Genomic DNA, 24671 nt, shown 5'->3' on the forward strand with positions numbered 1-24671 from the left:
AAGGAAGCTGTCAGGGTTGTTCTTAAGGTAAACCCAAAAAGGAAACAGCTACTATGACGATAACTACCGCTCCGACGAGATAGACGATACTGTTCATTATGTACGAGATATTAAGGCATGAAGGAGTCAAAAAATGAAGCCTCGAATTTCTGTGATCACTCTTTGCGTCGATGATCTTGAAAGAGCCGTTCGTTTCTATCAGGACGGACTGGGACTTCCGACGGATGGGATTATCGGCGAAGAGTTTGAGTATGGTGCCGTGGCATTTTTTGATTTAAGTGCTGGGCTGAAATTAGCACTTTGGCCGAGAAAAAGCCTGGCACATGATACGGGGCTAAAGTTGGCAACTTCCAGTGCAACGGAGTTTTCCATTGGCCACAACGTCATGTCGCAGCTGGAGGTTGACGAGGTGATGGCACAAGCCGAAAGTGCTGGCGCAGTGATAGTAAAGCCTGCACAAGACACTTTTTGGGGTGGGTATGCTGGGTATTTTCAAGACCTTGATGGCCATATATGGGAGGTGGTCTGGAATCCAGCGCTGTTGCCCGAAGAAAGTGCATAAGGTCAAGCAGCACCCTCAATCACCCAGCGGTTGGTCTGGGCAAGTAGCTACATCCAGCTTCTCAGCGGAGGATTCTTTACGGGATGTTGGTGGTAGATTGGAAGCTCCACGGCAGGTCTGGTGCTGACGTTGGATTTCCTGTGGCATCTGAGCATCATATACCCAGCGCTTGCGCTGTGGTCGGCGTCCAATGCCACCTGCGGTGTACACAGATAAAGCGTATCGCCGATTTTGAGGGGTGTGGCCTGATAGGTGGTTTCAGGCGAATCCACCAAGTTAGGTGGTTCGCTGGCCACCTGCATATCGATTGCCAGTGCGAGACTGATAAGCGCTACCAAGCAGAGAAATATCATGAAACCCCTTGCCATCACTGTCTTTCATCCGAACTCAACTACAAGATAGTTGGTGTCAATCGACAATACTATTGCACACGTGATCTTGAATTAGTGTGGCGCCGCCATCCGTGTGGCGCGCGATGTAACTTCCTGTACAGGCTGCTCCTTCTGCTCCTTCGCCTCATCTAAGACCAGAATAGGCTATCGGCATCTTCTGATCTGTTCGTTGGCGCACTGAGTGGTGAAAAGAAAGAAGAAGCTTTGTGAGCGGGTCCCACTACGAAAGGGGGTGTCACCAATTGAGGCGAACATTTGGCAAGTTGGAGTTTGCAAAAAAATGGATGATAAAGGTCGTGATTCTCTTGTTCTGAATAGTGCGTATGGCTATGTTTTCTGTCTTTCCTCTGTGATTGTGGTCTCTATTATTTTTGGAAAACCATACGGTAGAGTACTGCTCTTTACGCTAATCCCTGTGTATTCGATTTACTACGCGATAATGTACTGGCGCGTCTGTCGGAGCTATGAAGACGAGGTGATGGCACAAGCCGAAAGTGCTGGCGCAGTGATAGTAAAGCCTGCACAAGACACTTTTTGGGGCGGGTATGCTGGGTATTTTCAAGACCTTGATGGCCATCTATGGGAAGTAGTCTGGAATCCACAGTTGCTGCCTGATGAAAATGCATAAGATCAAGCAGCAACGCATAAGCATCATTGAAGAAAGTGGACTGCGTAACCAGATACATACAAGCCTAAACCAAAAGCGGCATGTGTAAGAAGGCTCTGCAGCCGAGCAGAGGTCGGATTTTTTGTTCGTGAGGCAGCAATTCCGGCACCCATACCCGGTTGCATTATCAGAAATGGCAACACTATGGTGCCCAAGCCCACCGCAAATGCTGGGCCAATCGTTGGGTTCTGAATCCATGATGCGCCCCAGATGCCGATCAAAAGAGCTGCAAACAAGATGCCTGTCAGGTAGTGGACTGCCCATCCAATTATCTGTTCAGCGCGCATGGGGGCTGAGGCGGCAATTGAATCGTGGTGAAACGTCCCGTGTGCCATATGCGCTATCCAGCGACCGACCAACCTGTAATTCGGAGGAGGTGTGCCGAACAGTGGTACACGCACAAAACCCCACAAGTCCATCACGGCCGTAGCGCCAATCCCGATCAATATTATGGTGAGTAGACTGTTCATGATTTCCCCTTTTACTTGCTTTGATTTGGTGATGGCGATAGCGTACAACTTCAAGTCGACTTTAAGTCAAGGGGGAGTATGGATATTTCTGAAGTGGTTAATCGCTCGGGCGTTGCGGCGTCCACACTTCGCTATTATGAAGAAAAAGGATTGATCCATTCTGTCGGCAGGCAGGGAATACGAAGACAGTTTGGTGCCAGTGTGCTGGAACAGTTGGCACTTATTGCGCTGGGGCGCTCGGCAGGTTTTAAGCTGGATGAAATTGCTCAGATGATGGGCGCAGATGGACGCCCACAGATAGACCGGCAACTCTTGCTGAATAAGGCTGATGAGCTGGATAGTTCCATTCGGAAGCTGATCGCGATGCGTGATGGTCTCCGGCATGCAGCAGTCTGTTCTGCACCGAGTCATATGGAGTGTCCCACTTTCCGACGCTTACTGGGACTGGCAGCATCGGGAGTGATCGATGGGCACAAGACGAAGCCACGAAAGCGACACCGCCTTGGAGCCTAGAGACCAGCCACTCAGACTCCCTAGCTTAACTCCCTAGATTAAGGAAAGGCTATTCGCGATGTTATTCAAATGCCCAGTCTTTACATAAATTAGTGCGCCAGTTTGGGTTTGTGCGCTAACACACATAGGGCGCCGTCGCGGCTATCAGCTGATGGGGGAGAGCGGGGAAGATTGTTACTCTGTCTCCAGTTCGATATCATCTAAAGGCAACTCATCCTTCTGCTCGGGCACGGCTATTTTCTCGGGCACTGCGATTGGTTCGGTAAGGGAGACCGGCTCCGGCGACGATTCGGTGACCGTAAAGCGAGTGAGGCCCACTAGTTGGCCTGAATCGGTAATCACGCGGACCTGCCACTGGCCTACCGGATCGGCAGGGAAGTTGCGTTTGTGTGTCCAGGCTCGGTAACCCTTTTCGCGGCCACCGCTGATATCCAGCGTAATACGGTCCTTTTCATAGCCATCCATAATCCACACATGGTGAATTTTTTCGCGCAGGCCGCGTGGGGCGCGAACTGATGTCCAGGCGTATAATCCCTCCTGATGCAAGCGGCTGGCAGTAATCTGTTCGATACTATTGCCGGGTTCTCGCTTCTCTCGATCCATATGCTGCGAGAGGGTAATCCCCGTCAGACGCAGCGCCGCCGGTGGAATCCACTCTCGCGCCATCCAGGTTACTACCGCCATGGTGATCAACATAAGCACCAACACGGGAATGCGCCACCAATAGCCTTTGGGCAAAAGCCCACGAAGGCTGGGTAAGCTGAACAGTAGCGCGAGGGCGAGCGCCCACCACAGGCTTTGGCCAGTACTCAGGTGGAATATCAGTGGAATGACCACCAAAAGTACTGCAAACAGGGTTAAAGCATGATAGGCGACAAACAGAGAGCGGCGCGGTGCCAGCCATTTGTAGTAGATTGGGTCTATCAATGATACCAGTGCACAGCCTACTAAAAGCAGAGTGAACCCCACCTGCCCATGGTCCCAGGTGGTCACGGCAATAAAAAAGGGCAGGGTAAAGAACAGGCTTTCCTGATGCACTAACTGGGTCACATAACGCATCACCACTGGTGACATCTCAACCCCAAAACGCCTCAAGATCCCGGTGCGCAACCAGTTTTCAAGTAGCAACCACGCCCAACCCGCGAGCATAATAAGGGCAATGACCTGGGCCAGCGACTCCTTTCGTTCCACCAGGAAAAAACTCGCCACGCCCGACAGAAAACCAAAAATGGCAATTAATCCCGGGTGCTTTTTTGCAAAACCGATCAGACGAGTGGCATGGCTCTGCAAGGCGGGGCGAAGGGATATCATGGAGGGTGAGTCCTGCGGTTAAAGCTGGTGTTGGTTGGCCATTAATGGGCCAAGTGGCAGTCACAGTAGCATTAATTAGCTTCGGGTGGGTTGAAAGTCGTTGTCTGATCCCTTCCTCGGATGGCATATTTGCCTGAGGATGGCTTTTTCAGTAGTACTCAAGCCCCTGTATCATCCTACAGCCAAGTTATGAATGAAGGAGCCAGACCATTAAGCTACATATATCAGTTGTAACACTGAGTCTTGCGATGCTTCTCGCTGCAGGTTCGACATTAGCTGAATCGCCAACCCAGTTTGAGGGTTGGGTACCTTCTGGCTGGAAGCTGATCTCAAGCGCTATGGGCGACTTGAATCATGACGGGACAGATGATGCCGTGCTTGTAGTCGAAGAGGTAAATGCAGAAAACCTGCATCAGAATGATGGTTTCGGGGAGCCTGTTCTGAATCTCAATCCCCGCCGACTTATTGTCCTGTTCAATACCCAGAGTGGGTACCGTGAGTTCCTGAGCATCGACAATCTGCTGCCTAGTGAACACGATCAGGAAAATCCGTGCTTGGCTGATCCGCTGCTGAGAGAAGGGGGACTATCAATAATAGGTGGTCGAATTGTGGTTGAGCTGGGAACCTGGCTTAGCTGTGGTAGCTATGGGGCCGCGCGTCAGAAATTCATCTTTCGGTTTGAGGATGATCGATTTCGACTAATCGGTTACGACTATTCAGAGTTCTCGCGCAGCACGGGAGAGATGTCTGAATATAGTGTTAATTATCTGACAGGGAGGAAGAAGGCCATAACCGGCGATAATATGTTTGAGGATGTGACACCCTCAGTGTCATGGAGTCGAATTTCCGGTCCAGATAAGTTCTATCTCGATGATATTTCACTTCATTGCTACTCAGGTGATGAGCCCGGTTGCAATTGGATTAAATAGAGGTGCCGGCCGCATGGGCAGGCACCGATAAAAACGAAACCTGTAAGGGTGAAGTCCTAACGTAAACCAAGAAAGGAAAGAACCACCAAAACGATAACTACCGCACCGACGATATAGACGATACTGTTCATGAATAACTCCTTCTTTTCACATGTGCGAAATTGGGTGGCGCCGCCTTCCGTGTGGCGCGCAATGTAACTCCCTGTTCAGGCAACTCCATCGCCTCATCTAAGTCCAGAGTAGGGCATCGGCTTGGGCAGGTCTGTTCGCTGGCACACGGAGTTGCAAAAAGTGAAAATTATTTGCACTAACCGCCACTAAGAGCCTGAAAGATGAACAGGGTGTCCTCTTCCTGCACTCGGTCACTGAGCGCTTTGCGATCGATGACAATGGTGTCGTTGATGCACAGCTTTACATGGCGGCGCATGGCGCCGCGTTCATCCAGAATGTAGTCGGTGAAGCCGGGTGCCAGCTCATTGATGCCGTGCAGGACTTCGGCTACCGAACCTGATGGCAACGTGATGACCTGATTTTCCAATTGCGGAAAGAATCGGTAGAGGTGTGAAGTCATTTTAACCGTCGGCATAACATCACCCGAAGCGTACGGAGTAGATCGGCGGGAAATTATTACCGAGGCATTGCCAGGTGTCGCCGCGATCTTCAGAAACGTAGGCATTACCGGTAGTGCTGCCAAAACAGAGGCGGTCGCCGGAGACATCAAGTGCATGACGGAACACGATGTCGTGCGCATGTTCCTGCGGCAGGCCCTGACGCAACTTTTGCCAGCTTTCGCCGCCATCGGTGGTACGGGCAACGAAGAGGCCACCGTCCAGGGTCATCCGCGCCATATCCGCCCGTGCAGGTACTACCCAGGCGGTACTTCCATCCTGTTCATCGACAGCGATCGGGAAGCCAAAGTGCACTCCAGCTTCCGGCACACTGACTTTTTTCCACTGCTTGGCGCCATCGTTGCTGTAAAACACGCCACAGTGGTTTTGCTGCCAGAGGTGCTCCGGTTGGCCTGGACATTGGGTGATGTAGTGCGGGTCGTGGCCCCAGTCGGCGGCGGGGTTGGGCAGGTAATCCATCAGCATGCCCTGATTGCGTCCGACCCAGGTTTCACCGCCATCGGTCGATTCAAGCACACCAGCCGAAGACACGGCCACATGAAGGTGATTCGGTTCGCGCGGGTCGACCAGAATGGAATGGATGCCGGGTTCGAATACACCGTAATCGATACTGGCTGGTGTGCCGCCCCAGTGGTTCTCGCTGGTGGCACCACCTGCGAACAGGTCTCCACCGCGGCTTTCGTGGTTCCACAAGGGGCGATTGAGCGTCCAGCTGTCACCACCGTCATCGCTGATAAAGAGGCCACCAGGAATGGTACCTGCGTAGACGCGCCCGGGCTGGTTCGGGCCACCGAAGGCCAGATACCATATTTTATACACCGTCGCGTTGGCATAGTCCGGCTCACCCGTCGGAGCTTCCGCTTCGAAATCAGGCGTAGGCAGGTACTGTAAGATGTGGCGCGCGCCTTCAGGATATTTCAGCGTGCTCAGATCTTCCCAGGTTTCGCCGCCATCACGTGAGCGGGACAGTTTCGGCCCCCAGTGGCCGTGGTCCAAAGATGCCCAAAGGGTACCATCGCGAGGATCACGGGTGGCATAGCAGACAGTAATGCCAGCATGGAGTATCGGGCGCGCTTGCCAGCCAGACGTTGTTCGGTCGAGGATGACGGTGCCCTTGCGGGTGCCCAGTATCAGGGTATCGGACATGGTTTGGCCCTCAATCTGTTCTTGTTTTCTGCGCATGCTCTGCCGAACAGTGCGCGTCCCGGAAGCCGATTCAGCCAGAATCCGGCTGGCTCCTTGACTACTAATCGAATGGGAATCTTCAATTTAGACAGGGTGCCAAAGAAAAACAAATGACTTTTAGGCCATTGGTAAGGCTTGCCATGCGAACGGATGATTATCTATACCGACGCGATCTCGCCCCCCTCAGCGAGGGAAGCAAAGAGCGATGGTGTGTTGAAAAATATTATGGTGGATGGGGCAATCGGCACCGCGGTGGGTACCGGCATCGGTGCGCTAGGCAGTGTCGCGCTGGCGGCGACAAGTGTGACACTGTTCGTCGCCAGCCCTGTAGTCGCTCCGTTGATGCTGCTAGGCTGGGGTGCGAGTATCGGTGGTTTGATTGGAGTTGCTGCTGGAGCTACCGAGGGTGAGGGAAAAAAAGATGGCTGGCTTTCCGATTTGGTTAGTGATGCCATCGCCCAAGGACATGTCGTGCTGGTGGTGGAAACCCTGACCGAGCAGGAAACGACGACTGCGCGAAGAGTTATACAGGAATCGGTTGGTGAATGCTCCGATCATCAAAGGTAAAATTTTCTGTGAAAAAGTACGAGTATGCGGGCCACCGAACAGATGATTAATAAATGCTTCTATAGACTGAGTCTAGTCGTAGGCAATCAAGGATTTGGCCGACGATGAGTAATTCAGTCTGTAATATATGGAGATAATCATGATCAATGAAACTAATGGCACTGGCAGTGTTTTTAATAAGCCCATTAACGGTGCTGGCTCACGTTTGATAAGTTTTGATTCAATTGAAGGCAGCGATATTCATAATCTTCAGGGAGATGATCTCGGAGACATCAAAAACTTAATGCTGGATATCTCTACTGGACATGTTGCGTATGTAGTGCTGTCATTCGGCGGTTTCTTTGGCCTGGGTGAAAAGCTGTTCGCTGTGCCTTGGAACGCTTTAACACTGGATGCTGATCAACAGCGCTTCACGTTGAATGCTGATAAAGAAAAGCTGAAAAATGCACCAGGCTTTGACAAAGATAACTGGCCGGATATGGCTGATATGGACTGGGGTCATCAGATCCATTCTTACTATGGCACGAAGCACTATTCCGAAACGCTTCGCTAGTAGGCTCTTGCCCCTCAGGCACAGGCTCAGTGAATAACTGAGCCTGTTGACAGGCCACGGGTGCGCCGAGTCCAACCCACATTGCGTTCGTTGCTGAAACAGGACTGCACCATCATTACTTTCCTGGTATGTCTGGGTCTTGAAGGTGATCCCTATAGCTGACATAAACCAAAATCAGCGCCAATAATGCCGGTAGTGTCACGCCTGCAAAGTCCTCAATCAGGGATATTGTTCCACATATTCCAACAATTACCTCCCACACATGAATCATGGCGTGGCCTGTCAGCCAGGCAGTAGGCATTAACCAGAGTACCATCCGGTGCTTGATGAACATGACACCAGCAACAAAGGCCATACCTATCAAGATGTAGTTGATACCTATATCGCGCACAAAATGCTGATTGAACGGCCCTCGGCCCGGTACTCCAGGTACCAGCCAGTACCAGGCTTCAGGAGCGAATGTCATAAAAAAGCCATTAACCAAGGCTGCCAACCCCAACAAGGTAGCGGCCACCGTGGTTGCTCTGTTAATAAGCATTTTGCTGCCTCTCGGACAACGCGGATTGTCGGGTTGGTGCCAGGGATGAGTCATTCACTATGACTTTGCTGCAGGCTTTACCATACCCCAAGGTGTACTTCAGTGCGGGATAAACCCGCGCGGAGCTGATGCAAAAGCTAAGGGTGATAAGTCCTTTTTGGCCCCATAAGGCCAAGATCTCTTCGCGCAAATCATCGGCTTCAGGGTTGTGGGCCAACACAAGCTCAGTAAACTGCACGACCAACGCGATATCCGCAGGCAGTTTGCTCAAATCTCCAGTAATAATGGCACGCACAATCTCTGGACTGACTTTAGCTTCCAAAGCCATATTAGCCACCAGCTGAGTGCAGGGCCCGCAATCATCCCAGATAATCGCACGTAATCTGGCTGCGAACAGCGGCCCTGGCGGCAGGTTCCCCGAGTGAGATGACATGGTTTGAAAACCCATGAACTTTAAAAACGCCGCCATATCTGTTTGCAGGATATCCTGCATATAACTCACGTCATAATCGTAACGCTTATTCATCGACAGCAGCATTTTGTTGAATAGATAACGGATCATTTTGTTTCCTCAGGCTAACTGGCCAGATATAAAAACGAGCTTTTACAAACAACCTTGCAGGGATTGCACCTTTCCCTGTGCCTTTACCGGTTTTAACAGGAGCGAGAAACTCAATATGAAAATCATGGCGCAGGTGTAAAGCATCACTGAGAAGTTGCCGCTATCCAGCAGGCTGGACGCCAGCATGGGTCCTGTTGCGAGTCCGACAAAGGATACGACTGCTGCAATAGTTGAGAGCCTTCCGCTGCTATCTATCTCGGCGGTTACTGCAAACAGGTATGACTGGACCGCTGGCCATGAGAAGAACAGCAAAGTCATGCCAATGATATAGAGCGAAGCAAGGTGTGAGAAATTGAGCAGCACTGCAGCCGCTGTCGACATGGCGATACCGGCAGTAATCAGATATATGCGACCAGGGCGTTTACCACTAATCACAGGAACCATCGCTCCCAGCAACCCAGACAGGCCGGTTATTGCGATGTAGGTACTGACACTTTCAGAAGCAAAACCCGCTCCAAGGCCGATGAGCCCTACGTAAGCATAAATGGCACTGGCAGCCGTCAGATAGGAAATGATCGCCAACAACAATAGCAGTGGTTTTCCGAGCAGCTCAGCCAAAGGCTTGGATTGCTGGATAGACTGGCTGCTCAATGGAAGAGAGGGAAGAAAGGGTATCAGCACCACGCTCAGCAATATAAAACCTGCCATCACGTAGAAAACCGCATGTGCGTTCAGCTGCGTTTCGAGCGCTGGCAAGGCGTACATCACGATAGAGCCAATACTGAACTGTATGAAGAGCAAGGTGCCAAACGCACGATCCGGATTATTGAGCCTGGCCAGTGCCGAGAAGCCAATTCCGACGCATAGCCCACCCAGCGCCCCGGCCAGAAAACGCCAACCCAACATGACGCCATAATCTTCAACCCATAAAGTGCCGATATCCACCAGCGCCAGCAGAGACAAACATATCAGCATGACGGATTGCCAATGAAAGCGTCGCACCAGAAAAATAGCCACAATGCTTCCCAGCAGGCTTCCATATCCGTTAAGTGCAACAATCTGTCCGGCTTCGATCTCATTGAAACCAATACCGCCCGCCAGCGCATTCACAACGCCCGGCAAAAAGTTAATATAAGCAAGACCAGCCATGGCGATAAATGCCAGGAAAAAGTATGCAAAGGGATTATCTGCAGGTAATTTTCTTGAAAGAGAGTGCTTCAACATGATTCCTCACTTAGATATCTGTGTTCTATCGTCAGGAATTCTATGGCCGTGAAAAATCCAGAAAAATAGGCTAACTTCCCTATCAGTCGTGAAGGATATTCATGAATTTTGTGTTATAGACAGTCTGCGGAACGACCGACTATACTCAGTCGATGGATAAACTGCGCTCACTGGAAATATTTATAGCCACTTGTGATAGTGGTAACTTTGCGGCTGCGGCAAGAACCTGCAACACAGATCCCTCCACCGTCAGCAAGGCCATTAGCCGACTGGAAGCGCAACTGGGATTGACGCTTTTTCAGCGATCCACCCGACAGCTGCGCATCACCACCGCCGGTCAGCGCTATGCCGACACCGTGCGCAAGCTGCTTCAGGACCTCGACTCCTGCGAAGATGAACTGCGGCATTTAAATGAATCTCCCTGCGGTACCCTGCGTATCAATTCTGCCGTCTGCTACGGCCATCTCTACCTTCGCCCCTTATTGCAGGCTTTCTGCCAGCGCTACCCAGAGATCAAGCTCGAGATAGAGATCAACGACTTCCACGTGGATATTATCGAAAACGATATTGATGTGGCGCTGCGTACCGGCTTTGTCAAAGACAGCCGCCTAGTGGCAAGGCGACTCAGCCCAATGGACTTTCTGACGTGTGTGTCGCCTCACTATTTAGAGACACACGGTACACCACGCAGCGCTGAGGACTTTAAACAGCACAGTTGGATTGGCTTTCGAATCAAGGAAACACAGCAGCTGCAGCCGATCTTTTTGCCGAATGAGAGAGGGGAGTATCTCCCTTATGAGCTGGAACGCAGTCATATCACCGATGATGGCGAGGCAATGGCACATATGTGTACAGACGGCCTGGGCTTTGCTCAACTACCTCACTTTCTTGCGAAAAATGGTTTGAACAGCGGGGCTCTGGTTTCCCTTTATCCCTATTTCAGGCCACCACAAGCTGATAGTGGTGTATTTGCCATTTATCCCAAGCGAGATTACTTACCTGCCAAGGTCAGAGTGTTTATTGAGTTTATGATGTCATCGTTAGAGTCCATGGGTGAAAGCACAAATAAGACCTGGGCTGAAAACTGGGTCCCTGTTGTTGATTTTCCTCGGTGAAGGCATGGATACCTCTAATAGAAGCTGGATACGTTCGTCTTGACGTTTGGCTGAGATTTTTGACCTGCCAAGCGGTAGCAACACTGTCTGAGAGCGATTGAATACGAGCCAATGGAGTTAATATGAAGCATATTTTCGTCTATTCCGATTCGTTGTCATGGGGCATTATTCCCACTACACGCGAGCGTTTGGCGTTCGATAAACGCTGGCCGGGAGTAATGGAAATAGCGCTGAGCCGTTCTGGCGAGGCAGTGCGTGTTATCGAGAACTGCCTCAATGGACGTCGTACTGTCTGGGATGATCCGTTTAAACCTGGCCGCAATGGTCTGGTTGGTCTGGCTCAGCAGATAGAGATATATTCACCTCTGGATCTTGTCATTCTCATGCTTGGCACCAACGATTTTCAATCCATGCACCCGCACAATGCATGGCAATCTTCCCAGGGAATTCTCGCGCTTATCTCAGCCATCCGCTCTGCGCCGATTGAGCCGGGTATGCCTGTGCCAGACATCTTGGTGGTTGCACCCCCTGCCATTCAAGCACCGAAAGGACCCATCGCACCAAAGTTTGAAGGCGGAGAGACAAAGTGTATCGGTTTGGCTGAGGCATACGAAAAGGTATGTGCCGAGGTCGGTTGTCATTTCATTGATGCCGGCAGTGTCATCATGTCGAGCAAAGTCGATGGTGTTCATCTTGATGCAGAGCAGCATCTGGTTCTTGGCAATGAGTTGTGCGGCGTTGCTCAAAAGCTGCTGGCTGGCTGTTCTCTCTGAGGTACGTTGAGTGATGCAACAGTTGTATTGTCGATCCTGATCCGCCGCTTGGGACATCCCTGAAGGAAATAGCTCTGGTTCCACTCCGAAATCATAGGATCTTGCCTTTCAATCAAGTATCTTTCTTTAAGGGTATTTGAAGAGGTGTGTCATGACGGATTCGGTAGATCGGATTTTGCAGCAGTGGAGTAAAGCCAGACCTGACCTGGACTGCTCTGCAATGGGGGTTGTCGGGCGTGTCGGACGGGTAAGTATGCTCTGGGGAAAGCAAATGGATGCTGTGTTCGAACCGCAGGGATTGAGTCGTGTCGAGTTTGATATTCTGGCGACTCTGCGTCGTAGTCAGGTACCACTTACCCCGACAGAGTTGTATCAAACGTTGATGTTGTCATCTGGCGCGATGAGCACGCGAATAGAGGTATTGGTTCAGAGGGGCCTGATAGAGCGGATGGCCAGTGAAGAGGACCGTCGTAGTTGTAAGGTTGCACTGACAGAGCAGGGAGTGGCTGTGCTGGATCAGGCCCTGGAGTCCCATCTGGCCAACATGGATCAGATGCTCAGCTGTCTTGATGGAGATGATAAAACTCAGTTGGCAGGGTTATTGAAGAAGATACTGCTTTCCAGTGAGTAAACAGCGGCTGGGTGCAGGAATGAGAACCAGGCTTGTGAATCGGAGTGGCCTGCGTTGTATCAGGCATGTTCTCTTTGCCGCCTACTGGCTTGCTCCTGCTGTTAAGGAGATTTCCATGTCAACTAAACCAGCCGAAGCAAGCATGAACCATCTGATCAATAACCTTCCGGCATCGGAACAAATACTTTTTTTGCACACAGCAAAGAGGTTGAACTTCTCTTCGGCGAAGTGCTTTCTGATGCCGGTCAGCAGTATGCCGCTGCTTTACCTCTGGGTAAAAGGCTGTACAGCACAAGACTAGTATAAGTAAGCAGTTCAGTTCAGTTCAGTTGCCGTAACGCTCTTTACGCCTTTGATATTCTGGGCGAGTTCAATTGCCAATGCATGTTCAACACCGCTTTGTGTCGACCCACTCAGAGTGACAATACCCTCTTTGGTAGTAACAGAAATATCATTGCTGTGAATGTGGCTGGACATCAGGAAGGTGGACTTCACTTTAGTGGTGATCCACGTATCAGAAATGGCCTGTCCTGTGTCGCTCTCCTTATCACTGCCGGTCACAGTAGCTTTGGTGGCAGGGTCAACGGTCATCTGGTTGTCAACGGATCTGACACCACGAGTACCCAGCGCGAGCTTATCAACCATGGATTTCGATTTTTCGCTATCAGTTGTGCCTGTGATCGTGACCACTCCGTCGAGAGTTTCGACTTCGCTATTCATGCCGTCAGAGAAGCTGCTCCAAAGGAGTTTCGATTTAACTGCGGCTGTGATGGAGGCATCATCGACGACTTGTCCGAAGCTGCGCTCACCGTCGGTTCTTTCTTCTCTGACATAATCAGCCTTGACTTCAATGTCGTTGTCAACGGATGTGATACCTGGCACGCCGATTGCGATCTGCTCAGCGAGATCTTTATTTATCTCTTCATCGACTATTCCAGTCAGAGTTGCCTTGCCGTCGACAACATCTATATTAATCTCATGTGCACGCAGGTAGGGGCTCAGTGCATAGGTGGTTTCGATCTGAGCTTGCTGACGGGCATTACTGATATCCATTGATGTATCTTTGCCAAACGCTGTTGCACTTGCACCAGCCAGCGCCAGTGAAATACTGGATGCCAGCAGCAGTTTGTTCAGATTGTTTTTCATATATTTCTCCATCACTCGTGAGTGTTGAATAAGTTGGCAGGATCATCGAGAGGTTAGATGGTATATCTGGAAGCCTGTGCTGTTCTGTGCGTTATCGCACTTACACTGGTGATCTCATTTGCCCATTTAATCTCCGGCCTCTTGTCAGATTCCGGCGCTTCTGTTCTACTAGCGCACTTTCAACACTCTTTATCTCTTATCTGATTTTCCTGCCCGCAGAACCTCCTGTTCCGGGTGCTAACTAGTCTGATTCAAATGGATATTTCTGCACGATCTACTTTCAGTATCGGCGTGCAGTGCTATTCTGGTGTTGAGTTCTAAAAACGGCAGAGTCATATGACTGAGCAACAAGAAGCATTTATCGTAGGATGGCGAGAGTGGGTGGGTCTTCCCGGTCTTGGTATCGACAGTATCAAATGCAAGGTCGACACAGGTGCCCGTACCTCGGCACTGCACGCCTTTGCAGTCGACAGTTTTACACGTGACGGCGCCGAATGGGTGCGATTCGGACTGCATCCGAAACAGCATGACACTGAAACAGAAGTATGGTGCGAAGCCCCGGTCAAGGATGTGCGTAATGTGACTGATTCGGGCGGGAATGTCACCGAGCGGTATTTTATTGAGACAGATGTGCAGATCGGGAATGAGCGATTTGCCATTGAATTATCTTTGACCTGTCGGGACACCATGATGTTTCGCATGTTGCTGGGACGACAGGCGCTTAAACAGAAACGATTAATTGTGGATTCGGGTGCCTCCTATCTACAGTCAGGCAGGCATGGGAGAAGTAAATGAAGATTGCGATACTGTCCAGAAATGCAAAACTCTACTCAACGCGCCGTCTTATAGAGGCTGCCGAGAGCAGAGGGCATGAAGTTCGGGTCATTGACGCTTTGCGTTGCTACATGAACATCACCTCCCATAATCCGCAGATCCACTACAAGGGCGAGATACTGGATGGCTTTGATGCCGTGATTCCTCGTATTGGCGCCTCGATTACTTTTTATGGCACGGCTGTACTGCGCCAGTTTGAGATGCTGAACGTTTATCCATTGAATGAATCTGTAGCAATCAGCCGCTCGCGGGATAAATTGCGCAGCCTGCAGCTTCTTTCACGTCGTGGTATCGGTTTGCCTGTCACTGGTTTTGCCCACTCACCGGATGATATCGATGACCTGCTCAGCACTGTGGGTGGTGCGCCGGCCGTCATCAAACTACTGGAAGGTACGCAGGGGATCGGTGTGGTATTGGCCGAAACCAATCAGGCGGCAGAAAGCGTTATTCAGGCGTTCATGGGGCTGAAGCACCACATTCTGGTGCAGGAGTTCATCAAGGAAGCGAAAGGTGCCGATATTCGTGCCTTTGTTATCGGCGGCAAGGTTGTAGCGGCGATGAAGCGCCAGGCTAAAGAGGGCGAATTCAGATCCAATCTGCATCGTGGCGGTACTGCTACGCTGTGTCGCATTACACCGGAAGAGCGGGCTACCGCGATACGTGCGGCCAAGGTGATGGGGCTGAATGTCTGTGGTGTTGATCTGTTGCGCTCCAATCATGGTGCCGTGGTGATGGAGGTAAACTCATCGCCGGGTCTTGAAGGCATCGAGAAAGCATCTGGTAAAGATGTAGCTGGCATGGTCATTGATTTCATAGAGCGTAATGCCAAGCCCAATCGGACACAGACCAAAGGTACTGGTTAAGCATCAGATATTGGTTAACCAACCGATATTGGCTAAGCAGCAGGTACCGGTTAAACAATAGGACAGGCGATTGTCAGTGCGGCGAAAAAAGAATCAGCCAATCACCATCGGCGGGGTAGAGGTTCAACCCGGCGAGCGTAAAACGATTGAGTTGCAACTGGGTAAGCTCTACACCCATACACCCACCACCATGCCGGTTCAGGTGATATGTGGCCGTCAGGAGGGGCCTGTGCTGTTTGTCAGTGCGGCGATCCATGGTGATGAGCTCAATGGTGTTGAGGTGATTCGTCGCCTGCTGCAGGTGCCAGCGTTGAGGCGCCTGAAAGGGACGTTGATCGCTGTTCCTATCGTGAATCTATATGGCTTTATCAACCACAGCCGCTATCTGCCAGACAGACGTGACCTGAACAGGTGTTTTCCGGGTTCGCAGAAAGGCTCGCTTGCCGCGCGTATTGCACGCATCTTCATGACCGAGATTGTCAACCAGGCGACTCACGGTATTGATCTGCATACCGGAGCGATCAATCGCAGTAATCTGCCTCAGATACGGGCCGATCTGGATGATGCGGAAACGCTATCCCTGGCAAGGGCCTTCGGTACGCCGGTGATACTGAACTCGGCACTGCGTGATGGTTCACTGAGGGCCGCAGCCAGACAGAAAAATATCCCGATTCTGCTCTATGAAGCCGGGGAAGCACTGCGCTTTGATGAGTTTGCCATTCGTGGTGGCGTTGAAGGGATCATACGGGTGATGCGTGCGCTGGAGATGTTGCCGAAGAGTCGCAGAGCACCCGGCCTCGAGCCGATGATGGCGCGTTCCAGCATGTGGATGCGTGCCCCGCAGAGCGGTATTTTCCGTGCTTTCGTCAACCTTGGTGACAGGGTTGTGCGCGATCAGACATTACTGGGTATTGTCTCTGATCCTTTTGGCGAATCAGAAACCGAGATCTGGTCACCCTGCAGTGGTCTGGTGATCGGACAGATGAACCTGCCACTGGTGAACGAGGGAGACGCGCTTTATCATATTGCGCAATTCTATCGTACCGACCTGGCTGTAGAACGCCTTGAAAGTTATCAGGAAAATCTGGAATCTGCAGATTTCCCCTATGCGGATAACGGCCTGCTGGAGTGATCTGCTGTAGTTATTTACTGTAGTTATTTACTGTAGTTATTTACTGTAGTTATTTACTGCAGTGATCACTCGGACTGAACCAGCAGACGATTGGCCAGCTGAGCTTCCAGCTCTACATTGAAATCCTGAGCGCACTGCATATGCTCTCCCATCAGGCGGTGAACAGCCTGGTGATCTCTGGCCTTGAAGGCCGTCAGTAACTCGCGGTGATAGTGCAGGTTGGATTTGGAAAACTCCTGCTGCTCCGGCAGTTGCACCTTCTTGTAAATCACCAGATCCTTGATCAGATCATTCAGAAATCGACCGAAAAACCCGAGTATCGGATTACCGCAGCGGTCTGCCAGCAGGTTATGAAAATCCAGCTCGGCAATGCGCTGTGTCACGCGCTGTTCAATATCCTGTGCCGGGCTGGCGCAGAGTTCGGTCAGTCTTTCCAGCTCAGCCAGATCTTCAGCCGTCAGTTTATCAACGGCGATGGTGGCTATCTCCGGTTCCACAAGCTTACGCATGCTGTAGATATCCGGCCCGGTCGGGTGCTGAAAATGCAGATAGTTGCGCAGCATCTGCGAGGCCAGAGGGTAGGGGACCTGAGCAAGGATCGCGCCACCATTAGGGCCGGTCTTGACGGTGATCAACCCCTGCACCTCCAGTGATTTCAAGGCTTCGCGAACGGTGCCTTTGGAACACTCGAACAGCTCCATTAAGGCTTTTTCATTAGGAAGTTTATCTCCCGGCTGAACATCCTTAAGCACTACCCAGCGCTTGACCGACTCCACTATCTGGTCGGCACGCTTCATACGTTTCGGGGAGTCTATTCCACTGAAGCCCTTATCCATTCACACACTCTGTAGATAATACGTTTACAAAAGGGCAGCCCAAAACCTGACTGCGGCTTACTGGGTTGCCCCGGCTGGAGCGTTTGCCTCACAAGGCGGTATTATGCCTGTTTTGCGTTCGCTGAGCGCCCCTGAATGAAATTGATTGCCAGCATCAGTAGTATCAGAGCACCGCCAGCCACCTCTGCTGCCATATGTGGTATGAATATTGCGATGGTTGCACCGATCAGTATCACCCTCATCCACCAGTTCATCCAGGTAAACAGATAGCCCTCAAGTGAAGCGGCAAAGGCCAGCAGTGCTGCGATAATGATCGCCCCGTTCCAGAGCAGTACCGGCAATGGGCCACCTGTGATGATCTCGGGGTTGAACACCATGAACAGTGGAATCAGATAGAGCCCCTTGGCAAATTTCCAAGACTGCACACTGGTTTCCATCGTCTTGCTTCCTGCGATGGCGGCGGCCGCAAAAGCGGCCAGTGCCACCGGCGGTGTGACATTCGAATCCTGTGAATACCAGAACACCAGCAGATGCGCGATCAGCAATGGAATGCCGAACTCATTGGTCAATGCCGGGCCAACCAGTACGATCAGCACGATATAGCTCGCGGTAACCGGCAGGCCAAGACCCAGTATCAGGCTGGCAATGATTACCAGCAGCAGGGCGAGCAGGATATTACCGCCCGAGAAGGCGATCATCATGGAGGAGAATTTCAGACCAAGTCCGGTTAGTCCCACCACAGCTACAACAATCCCCGCCACAGCACAGGCGATGCTGACGGCGATGGCGTTGCGTGCACCGAGTTCGAGCCCGAGCAACAGCTTGTGAAAGCCCACCAGTGCCGTTTGCCAGAGCTCATGCATCATGTTACTGCCACGAAGGCCGCGTTTGATAGCATGATAGGCCCCGTTGATGGCGGCGATGACGATGATACCCATCACCGCATAGAAGCCCACACGCATGGGGGAGATCCCAATCACGAGCAGATATACCAGCATGATCAACGGGATAAGGAAAAACCAGCCCTGTGCCATCACCTCGCGCATGACCGGCAGTTCACTCTTGGGTAGCCCCTTCATTCCCTGTTTGATCGCAATGATATGTACAAACAGGTAAACGGTGGCGAAATACAGCAGGGCCGGAAACACGCTGACTTTGATAATCTCGATATAGGGAACGCGCGTATATTCCGCAATCAGGAAGGCACCAGCCCCCATCAGTGGTGGCATGATCTGCCCGCCAGTGCTGGCCGCTGCCTCGATGCCACCGGCCTGTGCCGGCTTGTAGCCAAGTCGTTTCATCAGGGGGATGGTGAAAGCGCCTGTAGTGACGACATTGGCAATCGAACTGCCGGAGATGGAACCCATGGTGGCAGATGCCAGCACAGCCGCTTTGGCTGGGCCACCGCGCTGCCTGCCGGTGGCGGCAAAGGCCAGGTCGATAAAGAACTTACCGGCACCGGTTACTTCAAGAAAAGCGCCGAAGAGTACAAAGATAAAGACGAAAGTGGCCGCTACACCCAGAGGCAAGCCGAAGATCCCCTCTTGCCCCAGATACAGCTGCGCCGCGACACGCTCCAGCGTGTAACCACGGTGATTCAGAATGCCCGGTAGCCACTCACCCAGCCAGGGGAGGGCGCCGCGTGGCCCTGCCAGCGCATAAAGAATGGCGATGATGCCGATAATTGTCAGTCCGAGCCCGACAGCGCGTCGACTCGCCTCCAGCACCACAACGGTTGTCATGCAGGCAACGAAAATATCGGTTGTATTCCAGAAACCGGCGCGCCCGATAATCTCATCCAGATAGAACACCAGGTAGAAGCCTGAGTAGGCTGCAGCCGCAAAGAAAAGGATATCGATCGGCCAGGTTAAGAATCCCCGCCTGCGCCCATGCATGGGAGGAAAGATCAGAAAGGCCAGCATCAGTACCAGCGCAAGATGGGTGCCACGCTGATAGAAAAGTCCAAACTGCTGAATACCGGCGCTGTAGAGTTGAAACAGCGAAAGAGCAAGTGCAACCAGAGTAATGATCCAAAGAACAAACCTGGGGCCTGAGTGGCCAGGATCGATCTTTATTTCTGGCACTTTGATCTTGATCGGTTCATGTGTCATGTACTGTTTCTCCAAGCGCGTTGTGATTCACTCCTGTGCCTGGCGACAGGCGATGATTCATCAGGTTGGTACTGCTTTTCTACTATTGCTTGCTGCTATTGCTTTGATTCCGAACAATCGGGTTGAGCTTGTGATACGACGAGTCGGATATTAACCAGCTCACCAGCAGCCACTGCGCTGAGGTTAAAATCATCATCGACTGTCACGATCCGATGACTCACTTTGTTGGAGCCAATTCTGATCCAGTAATTGTTATCGGTAACCGGTTCGTTGATCTCCTCGATCAAATAGCCGCCACTGGTATCGCTGTGCTGTACACCTCGCCCCGGAAAATGACCCAGCCCGGCGGCAAAGTCGGGTTGGTGGCTGCTGAACAGTAATAACTCCCCCCTGTCTGTTTTATAGCAATCCTGCACCAGAAAGCCAGCAACGGAGTGATGCCAGTGCATGCACCAGCGCTTATCTGGCAGGGGTACATATGCCAGCAGGCTCTGATCGGAGCGCCTTGCCTCCAGATGCTGGGTTGCACAATCCGCTGCTGCGGTGGCCGTGCCATGCAGCAGGGCGGAGAGGGCTATCGGTGCCAGGTATTGCTTCACGGCTTGCGGCTTCGCTCGGTCTGGGTGGTAGTTAGATGCTGAATTACAAGCATTTTTATCAATCTGTCATTTGAGTATATCCCCCTTTCAAGGGATGTCCACCCGCACCTGGCAGACAGACATAATCTATTATTTGATAATCGCAGATTGAGCAGGCCATCACACTTGTGTGTATCTGGCGGATCCATTCGTGTTCTGTTGATTTATGGATAATACTTAATATCTGAACTAATAAAACTTGATTTTTCCTATTTATTATAATAAATATGATAATTAGAGTCTGGCGTACTGACCATTCATATAACCGGAGGCAAAAATTCATGACATCCTTCCAGTGGGACGATCCCCTTTTGATTGAACAGCAGTTGACCGAAGATGAGCGTCAGATCCGTGATGCCGCACGTGCATACTGTCAGGAAAAACTTCAGCCGCGTGTACTGACCGCTGCCCGTGAAGAGCGTTTTGATCGTGAGATCATGAGCGAGATGGGTGAGATGGGTCTGTTGGGCGCCACAGTCGCGGAGGTTTATGGCGGCTCGGGCGTTAACCATGTTTCCTATGGTCTGATCGCTCGTGAAGTGGAGCGTGTTGATTCCGGCTATCGCTCAGCCATGAGTGTGCAGTCCTCGCTGGTGATGTATCCGATTGAGGCCTATGGCACAGAGGAGCAGAAGCACAAGTATCTGCCCAAGCTCGCCAGCGGTGAAATGGTTGGCTGTTTTGGTCTGACCGAACCGGATCACGGTTCTGATCCCGGCTCAATGATCACGCGTGCGCGCAAAACCGATGGCGGTTATCTGCTGACGGGTCAGAAAATGTGGATCACCAATAGCCCGATCGCAGATGTGGCTGTGGTCTGGGCCAAGTCCGATGCGCATGATGGTAAGATCAAGGGCTTTATCGTTGACCGCGGCACACCTGGTTTCAGCACACCCAAGATTGAAGGCAAGTGCTCCCTGCGTGCATCCGTGACCGGTGAGATCGTGCTGGATAACGCCTTTGTGCCGGAAGAAAATCTGCTGCCGGGTGCATCCGGGCTGGGTGGTCCGTTTGGCTGCCTGAATAAAGCACGTTTCGGTATTGCCTGGGGTGCGCTGGGTGCCGCTGAGTTCTGCTGGCACGCTGCACGACAGTACACACTGGATCGCAAACAGTTCGGACGTCCGCTGGCTGCCACGCAGTTGGTGCAGTTGAAGCTGGCGAACATGCAGACCGAAATCACGCTGGGTCTGCAGGCAGCACTTCAGGTGGGTCGTCTGATGGACAGCGGCAACTGGGCACCGGAAATGATATCGCTGATCAAGCGCAACAACTGCGGCAAGTCGCTGGATATCGCTCGTATTGCACGTGATATGCATGGTGGTAACGGTATCTCTGATGAGTACGGTGTGATTCGTCATATGGTGAATCTGGAGTCGGTCAACACCTACGAAGGTACTCACGATATCCATGCGCTGATTCTGGGCCGTACCCAGACTGGCATCCAGGCATTTTTCTGATCCAGAAGGGGAGTTGAATCATGCCCGCACAACCCTTGCAAGGCGTTCGGATTCTCGATCTGTCGCGCATTCTTGCAGGCCCCTGGTGCAGCCAGCAACTGGCTGATCTGGGTGCCGAGGTGATCAAGATCGAGCGTCCCGGCGAAGGGGATGATACCCGTCGCTGGGGGCCGCCCTGGCTGTCTGGGTCACAGGAGGCGGCCTACTATCTGGGCGCCAATCGTGGAAAACAATCGGTGACCATTGATATGGCTCAGCCGGAGGGACAGGCACTGCTGCATGAACTGGTGAAAACCTGTGATGTGGTGCTGGAGAACTTCAAGGTTGGCGGGCTGAAGAAATACCATCTGGATTATGACAGCCTGAAGGCGATCAAGCCGGATCTGATCTACTGCTCCATCACCGGGTTTGGACAGGATGGGCCCTATGCGCATCGTGCCGGTTATGACTTCATGATTCAGGGGATGGGCGGGCTGATGAGCCTGACCGGACAGCCGGACAGTGAACCGGGCGGTGGCCCGGTCAAGGTCGGTGTTGCCTTTGCCGATATCTTCACAGGTATGTATGCGGCGAATGCGATCATGGCGGCACTACTGCAGAAGGCTCGAACCGGTGAGGGCACGCATATCGATCTGGCGCTGCTGGATGTGCAGGTGGGGGTGCTGGCCAATCAGGCACTCAACTATCTGACCTCAGGACAGGTGCCACAACGGCTGGGTAATGCACACCCCAATATTGTGCCCTATCAGGCGTTTGCAACGGCTGATGGTTATATGATTCTGGCGGTGGGTAACGATGGTCAGTTCCGCCGCTTCTGTGAAGTGGCAGGCTGCCGGGAACTGGCTGATGATCCGCGTTTTGTCAGCAATGGCAAACGGGTGGAGAATCGCCAGTTGCTGATCCCGTTGCTGGTGGAGCGGGTGCGCTTGCGCTCGACTGCCGATTGGCTGGCTTCACTTGAAGCGGTCGGAGTGCCCTGTGGGCCGATCAATACGCTGGATCAGGTGTTTGAGGATCCCCAAGTTAAGCATCGCTCGGTCGAGATTAGTCTGCCGCACCCTGAAGCAGGGGAGGTCAAGCTGGTCAGTAATCCGATTCGGTTTGATGGTGAGGCACTGAATGCTCAGTCGGCACCACCGCTGCTTGGGCAGCATACAGATCAGGTGTTGGAGCAGCTGTTGCAGCTCAGCCCGGAGCGCCTTGCGGCGCTGCGTGACAAGGGCGTGATCTGAGTCTGTGTAAACCTGTTCGGGAACTCCTGGATCAGTGATGAGGCTGGAAACTGCTTGTCTGTGCCGGCAGATCCCGAAAACCTTGGGTGAGACGCCGTGAATACGTCACTGTAGGCTTAAATGCCGCATCCTTGCGGCATATACTCACCCAAAATCTTCGGGATAGACGTCTGAATCACCGATTCAGGCGTCAGCCTTCCTGCCCCGATCATCCCTTTCATCCGGTGTTACTGGTATTATGCAGCATTGATCTTTCCCGACATCACTGCTTTTACGGATACTCCTGTGCACCAGACTGCCCGCTACCTCTGTCCCGTTTGTCATGAACTCCTGTCGGTTCCAGTGGAAGCTTGTGACAAGACCTGGCGCTGTATCAATGGGCACAGTTTTGATCAGGCACGACAGGGCTATCTTAATCTGCTGTTGGCGCAGCAACGCAATAGCCGGGCACCGGGTGATACAGCCGAGATGGTGCAGGCGCGATCAGACTTTTTAAATGCCGGATATTATCAGCCTCTGGCATCGACACTCTGTGATCTGCTGCAGCCCAGTGCCGGAGAGCAGAACGTACTGCTGGATCTGGGCTGTGGCGAAGGCTATTACACCCGGCAGATGCACACCCTCGGTTGGGGCGCTGTCTATGGTCTGGATATCTCCAAACCAGCGATACTGGCCGCAGCCAGGCAAAACCGTGAAATTCACTGGTCGGTTGCCAGCATGCGCGCGATACCGCTGGAGGATGCCAGTGTGGATGCTGCGACCTGTGTTTTTGCCTACTATCAGGCCGAGGAGCTGTTGCGCGTGCTCAAGCCGCAGGGGCGTTTTCTGCTGTTGGTCGCAGGGCCTGATCATCTGCTGGAGCTGCGGCAGGCGATCTATCCAGAGGTCAAGGAGCACGATGGCGACAAGGCGTTGAATCTGGCGCTGGAGCACTTCACACTGCTGAGCGATCAGAAGCTGCATCACGAGCTGGAAAATCTGCAGGGCGATGCGCTGTGGCAGTTATTGCAGATGACACCCCATTTCTGGCGGGCACCACCACCGGTTCAGGAGCAGGTGCGCAATCAGGTGTTTGAGAAGATGACGGTGGATATCAGGCTTCTGTTGCTGAACAAGCCGATTGTCGAGAGCAATTTTCCTGAAGACCGTGATCATCATGTGTGATGACCACTCTTGTTGCCATGAGCCTGACCAGAAACGCATCAATTATTTAGAGTCTCTGGATTTCATCCTGCGAGTGCTCTTGCACGTATTCTTTCAGGGCTCTATCCATACGGGTCTGCCAGCCTTTACCTGTTGCCTTAAAGACACTCAGTACGTCGGGTGAAAGTCGCACCGTAATGCGCTCTTTCGTTATTTCTGCTTTCGGACGCCCCATGGGTTTCATACGCTTGAACTCAGAATCACTGACTTCATGGGTATCTGGGTCGGCAGCAATCCCCGCGTTGATTCTGGCATCTTCTTCTGGCGTTGGCACAAGGGTGCCTTCTTTAAGCTTTGGCATAGCGATTCACCTCTCTGCTGTTGGCTTTTCGTAGGCTGATGATGCGTCGTACCTCATCACGATCGGTAAAGACCACATTAAACAGTCTCAAGCCAATGTATGCGAACCCGACCATCCGTTGTTCACCGTAGTCTTTGCGGTCGTCTGGAAAACACCACAGTGTTTCCCATTCCAGTTCGTAGGCTGCCGACAGTGAGACCCCGTGCTTTTCGCGGTTCACAGCGTCCTTTGCTGAGTCGAATTCGATTTCCATATATTTATTGTATGTACATTAAATAAAAGGAGCAACAGTCG

29 protein-coding genes are annotated in these 24671 nt (G+C 52.1%); 15 read left to right on the plus strand and 14 right to left on the minus strand.

Annotated features, from left to right (window positions below; genetic code table 11):
• Nucleotides 1–133 precede the first annotated feature (133 nt).
• Nucleotides 134–562 carry a VOC family protein gene (locus F7R27_RS11250; protein ID WP_151704357.1) on the plus strand — a complete coding sequence of 143 codons (429 nt, stop codon included), beginning with the start codon at nt 134–136 and terminating at the stop codon, nt 560–562.
• Between the two features lie 47 nt (nt 563–609).
• On the opposite strand, the gene F7R27_RS11255 is transcribed toward F7R27_RS11250, so the two are convergent.
• Nucleotides 610–915 (minus strand): hypothetical protein, encoded by a 306-nt coding sequence (locus F7R27_RS11255; RefSeq protein ID WP_206060481.1) that lies wholly within the window; start codon nt 913–915, stop codon nt 610–612.
• Between the two features lie 319 nt (nt 916–1234).
• Between F7R27_RS11255 and F7R27_RS18725 the strand changes: the two genes are divergently transcribed.
• Entirely contained in the window at nt 1235–1582 is a 348-nt protein-coding gene (locus F7R27_RS18725) for a VOC family protein (protein WP_206060496.1), read from the plus strand.
• A gap of 23 nt (nt 1583–1605) precedes the next feature.
• Here the strand turns inward: F7R27_RS18725 and F7R27_RS11265 are convergent, their stop codons facing one another.
• Nucleotides 1606–2091 (minus strand): DUF2938 domain-containing protein, encoded by a 486-nt coding sequence (locus F7R27_RS11265; RefSeq protein ID WP_151704358.1) that lies wholly within the window; start codon nt 2089–2091, stop codon nt 1606–1608.
• Nucleotides 2092–2169: 78 nt separating this feature from the next.
• Here F7R27_RS11265 and F7R27_RS11270 point away from each other — a divergent pair, with 78 nt between their 5' ends.
• Nucleotides 2170–2604 carry a helix-turn-helix domain-containing protein gene (locus F7R27_RS11270; protein ID WP_151704359.1) on the plus strand — a complete coding sequence of 145 codons (435 nt, stop codon included), beginning with the start codon at nt 2170–2172 and terminating at the stop codon, nt 2602–2604.
• A gap of 174 nt (nt 2605–2778) precedes the next feature.
• On the opposite strand, the gene F7R27_RS11275 is transcribed toward F7R27_RS11270, so the two are convergent.
• Nucleotides 2779–3915, minus strand: a complete 1137-nt coding sequence (locus F7R27_RS11275) for a DUF5924 family protein (protein ID WP_151704360.1) — start codon at nt 3913–3915, stop codon at nt 2779–2781.
• Nucleotides 3916–4163: 248 nt separating this feature from the next.
• On the opposite strand from F7R27_RS11275, the gene F7R27_RS11280 reads away from it, so the two are divergent.
• Nucleotides 4164–4844 carry a hypothetical protein gene (locus F7R27_RS11280; protein WP_151704361.1) on the plus strand — a complete coding sequence of 227 codons (681 nt, stop codon included), beginning with the start codon at nt 4164–4166 and terminating at the stop codon, nt 4842–4844.
• Nucleotides 4845–5151: 307 nt separating this feature from the next.
• Here F7R27_RS11280 and F7R27_RS11285 read toward each other — a convergent pair whose 3' ends face one another.
• Together F7R27_RS11285 and F7R27_RS11290 are read right to left on the minus strand one after the other, a co-directional pair.
• Nucleotides 5152–5430 carry a ubiquitin family protein gene (locus F7R27_RS11285; protein ID WP_151704362.1) on the minus strand — a complete coding sequence of 93 codons (279 nt, stop codon included), beginning with the start codon at nt 5428–5430 and terminating at the stop codon, nt 5152–5154.
• Between the two features lie 4 nt (nt 5431–5434).
• Nucleotides 5435–6292, minus strand: coding sequence for a WD40/YVTN/BNR-like repeat-containing protein (locus F7R27_RS11290; RefSeq protein WP_240776351.1), 858 nt, complete (start codon nt 6290–6292; stop codon nt 5435–5437).
• Between the two features lie 591 nt (nt 6293–6883).
• Here F7R27_RS11290 and F7R27_RS11295 point away from each other — a divergent pair.
• Nucleotides 6884–7225, plus strand: coding sequence for a hypothetical protein (locus tag F7R27_RS11295; RefSeq protein WP_151704364.1), 342 nt, complete (start codon nt 6884–6886; stop codon nt 7223–7225).
• Nucleotides 7226–7364: 139 nt separating this feature from the next.
• On the plus strand, nt 7365–7778 hold the full coding sequence (locus F7R27_RS11300) for a PRC-barrel domain-containing protein (RefSeq protein WP_151704365.1): 414 nt from the start codon (nt 7365–7367) through the stop codon (nt 7776–7778).
• A gap of 115 nt (nt 7779–7893) precedes the next feature.
• Here F7R27_RS11300 and F7R27_RS11305 read toward each other — a convergent pair whose 3' ends face one another.
• Genes F7R27_RS11305 through F7R27_RS11315 form a run of 3 tightly spaced genes read right to left on the minus strand, consistent with a single transcriptional unit; the run spans nt 7894 to nt 10102 of the window.
• Nucleotides 7894–8316: a hypothetical protein gene (locus tag F7R27_RS11305; RefSeq protein ID WP_151704366.1), complete on the minus strand. Its 423-nt coding sequence runs from the start codon at nt 8314–8316 to the stop codon at nt 7894–7896.
• The gene (locus tag F7R27_RS11310) at nt 8306–8878 is read right to left on the minus strand and encodes a hypothetical protein (RefSeq protein WP_151704367.1); all 573 of its coding nucleotides are present in this window, start codon (nt 8876–8878) and stop codon (nt 8306–8308) included. Before F7R27_RS11310 ends, F7R27_RS11305 begins: the two co-directional genes overlap by 11 nt.
• 42 nt (nt 8879–8920) lie before the next feature.
• Nucleotides 8921–10102 (minus strand): MFS transporter, encoded by a 1182-nt coding sequence (locus tag F7R27_RS11315; protein ID WP_151704368.1) that lies wholly within the window; start codon nt 10100–10102, stop codon nt 8921–8923.
• Between the two features lie 152 nt (nt 10103–10254).
• On the opposite strand from F7R27_RS11315, the gene F7R27_RS11320 reads away from it, so the two are divergent.
• From F7R27_RS11320 to F7R27_RS11330, 3 genes are all read left to right on the plus strand, one after another.
• On the plus strand, nt 10255–11217 hold the full coding sequence (locus F7R27_RS11320; protein WP_151704369.1) for a LysR family transcriptional regulator: 963 nt from the start codon (nt 10255–10257) through the stop codon (nt 11215–11217).
• 122 nt (nt 11218–11339) lie between these two features.
• Nucleotides 11340–11990: an SGNH/GDSL hydrolase family protein gene (locus tag F7R27_RS11325; RefSeq protein WP_151704370.1), complete on the plus strand. Its 651-nt coding sequence runs from the start codon at nt 11340–11342 to the stop codon at nt 11988–11990.
• A gap of 151 nt (nt 11991–12141) precedes the next feature.
• On the plus strand, nt 12142–12621 hold the full coding sequence (locus F7R27_RS11330) for a MarR family winged helix-turn-helix transcriptional regulator (protein ID WP_151704371.1): 480 nt from the start codon (nt 12142–12144) through the stop codon (nt 12619–12621).
• Nucleotides 12622–12936: 315 nt separating this feature from the next.
• Here F7R27_RS11330 and F7R27_RS11335 read toward each other — a convergent pair whose 3' ends face one another.
• Nucleotides 12937–13767 carry a BON domain-containing protein gene (locus F7R27_RS11335; RefSeq protein WP_151704372.1) on the minus strand — a complete coding sequence of 277 codons (831 nt, stop codon included), beginning with the start codon at nt 13765–13767 and terminating at the stop codon, nt 12937–12939.
• Nucleotides 13768–14103: 336 nt separating this feature from the next.
• On the opposite strand from F7R27_RS11335, the gene F7R27_RS11340 reads away from it, so the two are divergent.
• The 3 genes from F7R27_RS11340 (at nt 14104) to F7R27_RS11350 (ending at nt 16596) form a co-directional block, all read left to right on the plus strand.
• A complete protein-coding gene (locus tag F7R27_RS11340) occupies nt 14104–14562 on the plus strand; it encodes an ATP-dependent zinc protease family protein (RefSeq protein WP_151704373.1) in 459 nt (152 codons plus the stop codon).
• Nucleotides 14559–15464 carry a 30S ribosomal protein S6--L-glutamate ligase gene (rimK, locus tag F7R27_RS11345; protein ID WP_151704374.1) on the plus strand — a complete coding sequence of 302 codons (906 nt, stop codon included), beginning with the start codon at nt 14559–14561 and terminating at the stop codon, nt 15462–15464. The genes F7R27_RS11340 and rimK overlap by 4 nt, the downstream gene beginning before the upstream one ends.
• Nucleotides 15465–15540: 76 nt before the next feature.
• Complete coding sequence (locus F7R27_RS11350) at nt 15541–16596, plus strand: succinylglutamate desuccinylase/aspartoacylase family protein (protein WP_206060482.1); 1056 nt, start codon at nt 15541–15543, stop codon at nt 16594–16596.
• A gap of 65 nt (nt 16597–16661) precedes the next feature.
• Here the strand turns inward: F7R27_RS11350 and F7R27_RS11355 are convergent, their stop codons facing one another.
• The 3 genes from F7R27_RS11355 to F7R27_RS11365 form a co-directional block, all read right to left on the minus strand.
• The gene (locus tag F7R27_RS11355) at nt 16662–17432 is read right to left on the minus strand and encodes a FadR/GntR family transcriptional regulator (protein ID WP_151704376.1); all 771 of its coding nucleotides are present in this window, start codon (nt 17430–17432) and stop codon (nt 16662–16664) included.
• 101 nt (nt 17433–17533) lie between these two features.
• The gene (locus tag F7R27_RS11360) at nt 17534–19543 is read right to left on the minus strand and encodes a TRAP transporter permease (RefSeq protein ID WP_151704377.1); all 2010 of its coding nucleotides are present in this window, start codon (nt 19541–19543) and stop codon (nt 17534–17536) included.
• A gap of 95 nt (nt 19544–19638) precedes the next feature.
• A complete protein-coding gene (locus F7R27_RS11365; RefSeq protein WP_151704378.1) occupies nt 19639–20142 on the minus strand; it encodes a DUF1850 domain-containing protein in 504 nt (167 codons plus the stop codon).
• 320 nt (nt 20143–20462) lie between these two features.
• Between F7R27_RS11365 and F7R27_RS11370 the strand changes: the two genes are divergently transcribed.
• The 3 genes from F7R27_RS11370 (at nt 20463) to F7R27_RS11380 (ending at nt 24037) form a co-directional block, all read left to right on the plus strand.
• Nucleotides 20463–21641, plus strand: a complete 1179-nt coding sequence (locus tag F7R27_RS11370; RefSeq protein WP_151704379.1) for an acyl-CoA dehydrogenase — start codon at nt 20463–20465, stop codon at nt 21639–21641.
• Nucleotides 21642–21661: 20 nt separating this feature from the next.
• Complete coding sequence (locus F7R27_RS11375) at nt 21662–22873, plus strand: CaiB/BaiF CoA transferase family protein (RefSeq protein WP_151704380.1); 1212 nt, start codon at nt 21662–21664, stop codon at nt 22871–22873.
• Nucleotides 22874–23158: 285 nt separating this feature from the next.
• Nucleotides 23159–24037 (plus strand): methyltransferase domain-containing protein, encoded by an 879-nt coding sequence (locus tag F7R27_RS11380; protein ID WP_151704381.1) that lies wholly within the window; start codon nt 23159–23161, stop codon nt 24035–24037.
• 46 nt (nt 24038–24083) lie between these two features.
• Here the strand turns inward: F7R27_RS11380 and F7R27_RS11385 are convergent, their stop codons facing one another.
• Both F7R27_RS11385 and F7R27_RS11390 read right to left on the minus strand, forming a co-directional pair.
• Nucleotides 24084–24377 (minus strand): BrnA antitoxin family protein, encoded by a 294-nt coding sequence (locus F7R27_RS11385; RefSeq protein WP_151704382.1) that lies wholly within the window; start codon nt 24375–24377, stop codon nt 24084–24086.
• Nucleotides 24364–24630 (minus strand): BrnT family toxin, encoded by a 267-nt coding sequence (locus tag F7R27_RS11390; protein WP_151704383.1) that lies wholly within the window; start codon nt 24628–24630, stop codon nt 24364–24366. Before F7R27_RS11390 ends, F7R27_RS11385 begins: the two co-directional genes overlap by 14 nt.
• Between the last annotated feature and the right edge of the window lie 41 nt (nt 24631–24671).

Source organism: Nitrincola alkalilacustris, assembly GCF_008973755.1.
Classification (GTDB): Bacteria; Pseudomonadota; Gammaproteobacteria; order Pseudomonadales; family Balneatricaceae; genus Nitrincola; species Nitrincola alkalilacustris.

Bases quoted from the DNA above. Each gene is read 5' to 3' on its own strand.
- F7R27_RS11255 (WP_206060481.1), bottom strand. From the start codon at position 915: ATGATATTTCTCTGCTTGGTAGCGCTTATCAGTCTCGCACTGGCAATC.
- F7R27_RS11330 (WP_151704371.1), top strand. From the start codon at position 12,142: ATGACGGATTCGGTAGATCGGATTTTGCAGCAGTGGAGTAAAGCCAGA.
- F7R27_RS11270 (WP_151704359.1), top strand. From the start codon at position 2,170: ATGGATATTTCTGAAGTGGTTAATCGCTCGGGCGTTGCGGCGTCCACA.
- F7R27_RS11385 (WP_151704382.1), bottom strand. From the start codon at position 24,377: ATGCCAAAGCTTAAAGAAGGCACCCTTGTGCCAACGCCAGAAGAAGAT.
- F7R27_RS11285 (WP_151704362.1), bottom strand. From the start codon at position 5,430: ATGCCGACGGTTAAAATGACTTCACACCTCTACCGATTCTTTCCGCAA.
- F7R27_RS11275 (WP_151704360.1), bottom strand. From the start codon at position 3,915: ATGATATCCCTTCGCCCCGCCTTGCAGAGCCATGCCACTCGTCTGATC.
- F7R27_RS11360 (WP_151704377.1), bottom strand. From the start codon at position 19,543: ATGACACATGAACCGATCAAGATCAAAGTGCCAGAAATAAAGATCGAT.
- F7R27_RS11295 (WP_151704364.1), top strand. From the start codon at position 6,884: ATGGTGGATGGGGCAATCGGCACCGCGGTGGGTACCGGCATCGGTGCG.
- F7R27_RS11325 (WP_151704370.1), top strand. From the start codon at position 11,340: ATGAAGCATATTTTCGTCTATTCCGATTCGTTGTCATGGGGCATTATT.
- F7R27_RS11335 (WP_151704372.1), bottom strand. From the start codon at position 13,767: ATGAAAAACAATCTGAACAAACTGCTGCTGGCATCCAGTATTTCACTG.
- F7R27_RS11280 (WP_151704361.1), top strand. From the start codon at position 4,164: ATGCTTCTCGCTGCAGGTTCGACATTAGCTGAATCGCCAACCCAGTTT.
- F7R27_RS11315 (WP_151704368.1), bottom strand. From the start codon at position 10,102: ATGTTGAAGCACTCTCTTTCAAGAAAATTACCTGCAGATAATCCCTTT.
- F7R27_RS11250 (WP_151704357.1), top strand. From the start codon at position 134: ATGAAGCCTCGAATTTCTGTGATCACTCTTTGCGTCGATGATCTTGAA.
- F7R27_RS18725 (WP_206060496.1), top strand. From the start codon at position 1,235: ATGGATGATAAAGGTCGTGATTCTCTTGTTCTGAATAGTGCGTATGGC.
- F7R27_RS11375 (WP_151704380.1), top strand. From the start codon at position 21,662: ATGCCCGCACAACCCTTGCAAGGCGTTCGGATTCTCGATCTGTCGCGC.
- F7R27_RS11370 (WP_151704379.1), top strand. From the start codon at position 20,463: ATGACATCCTTCCAGTGGGACGATCCCCTTTTGATTGAACAGCAGTTG.
- F7R27_RS11320 (WP_151704369.1), top strand. From the start codon at position 10,255: ATGGATAAACTGCGCTCACTGGAAATATTTATAGCCACTTGTGATAGT.
- F7R27_RS11390 (WP_151704383.1), bottom strand. From the start codon at position 24,630: ATGGAAATCGAATTCGACTCAGCAAAGGACGCTGTGAACCGCGAAAAG.
- F7R27_RS11340 (WP_151704373.1), top strand. From the start codon at position 14,104: ATGACTGAGCAACAAGAAGCATTTATCGTAGGATGGCGAGAGTGGGTG.
- F7R27_RS11310 (WP_151704367.1), bottom strand. From the start codon at position 8,878: ATGATCCGTTATCTATTCAACAAAATGCTGCTGTCGATGAATAAGCGT.
- F7R27_RS11305 (WP_151704366.1), bottom strand. From the start codon at position 8,316: ATGCTTATTAACAGAGCAACCACGGTGGCCGCTACCTTGTTGGGGTTG.
- F7R27_RS11300 (WP_151704365.1), top strand. From the start codon at position 7,365: ATGATCAATGAAACTAATGGCACTGGCAGTGTTTTTAATAAGCCCATT.
- F7R27_RS11265 (WP_151704358.1), bottom strand. From the start codon at position 2,091: ATGAACAGTCTACTCACCATAATATTGATCGGGATTGGCGCTACGGCC.
- F7R27_RS11355 (WP_151704376.1), bottom strand. From the start codon at position 17,432: ATGGATAAGGGCTTCAGTGGAATAGACTCCCCGAAACGTATGAAGCGT.
- rimK (WP_151704374.1), top strand. From the start codon at position 14,559: ATGAAGATTGCGATACTGTCCAGAAATGCAAAACTCTACTCAACGCGC.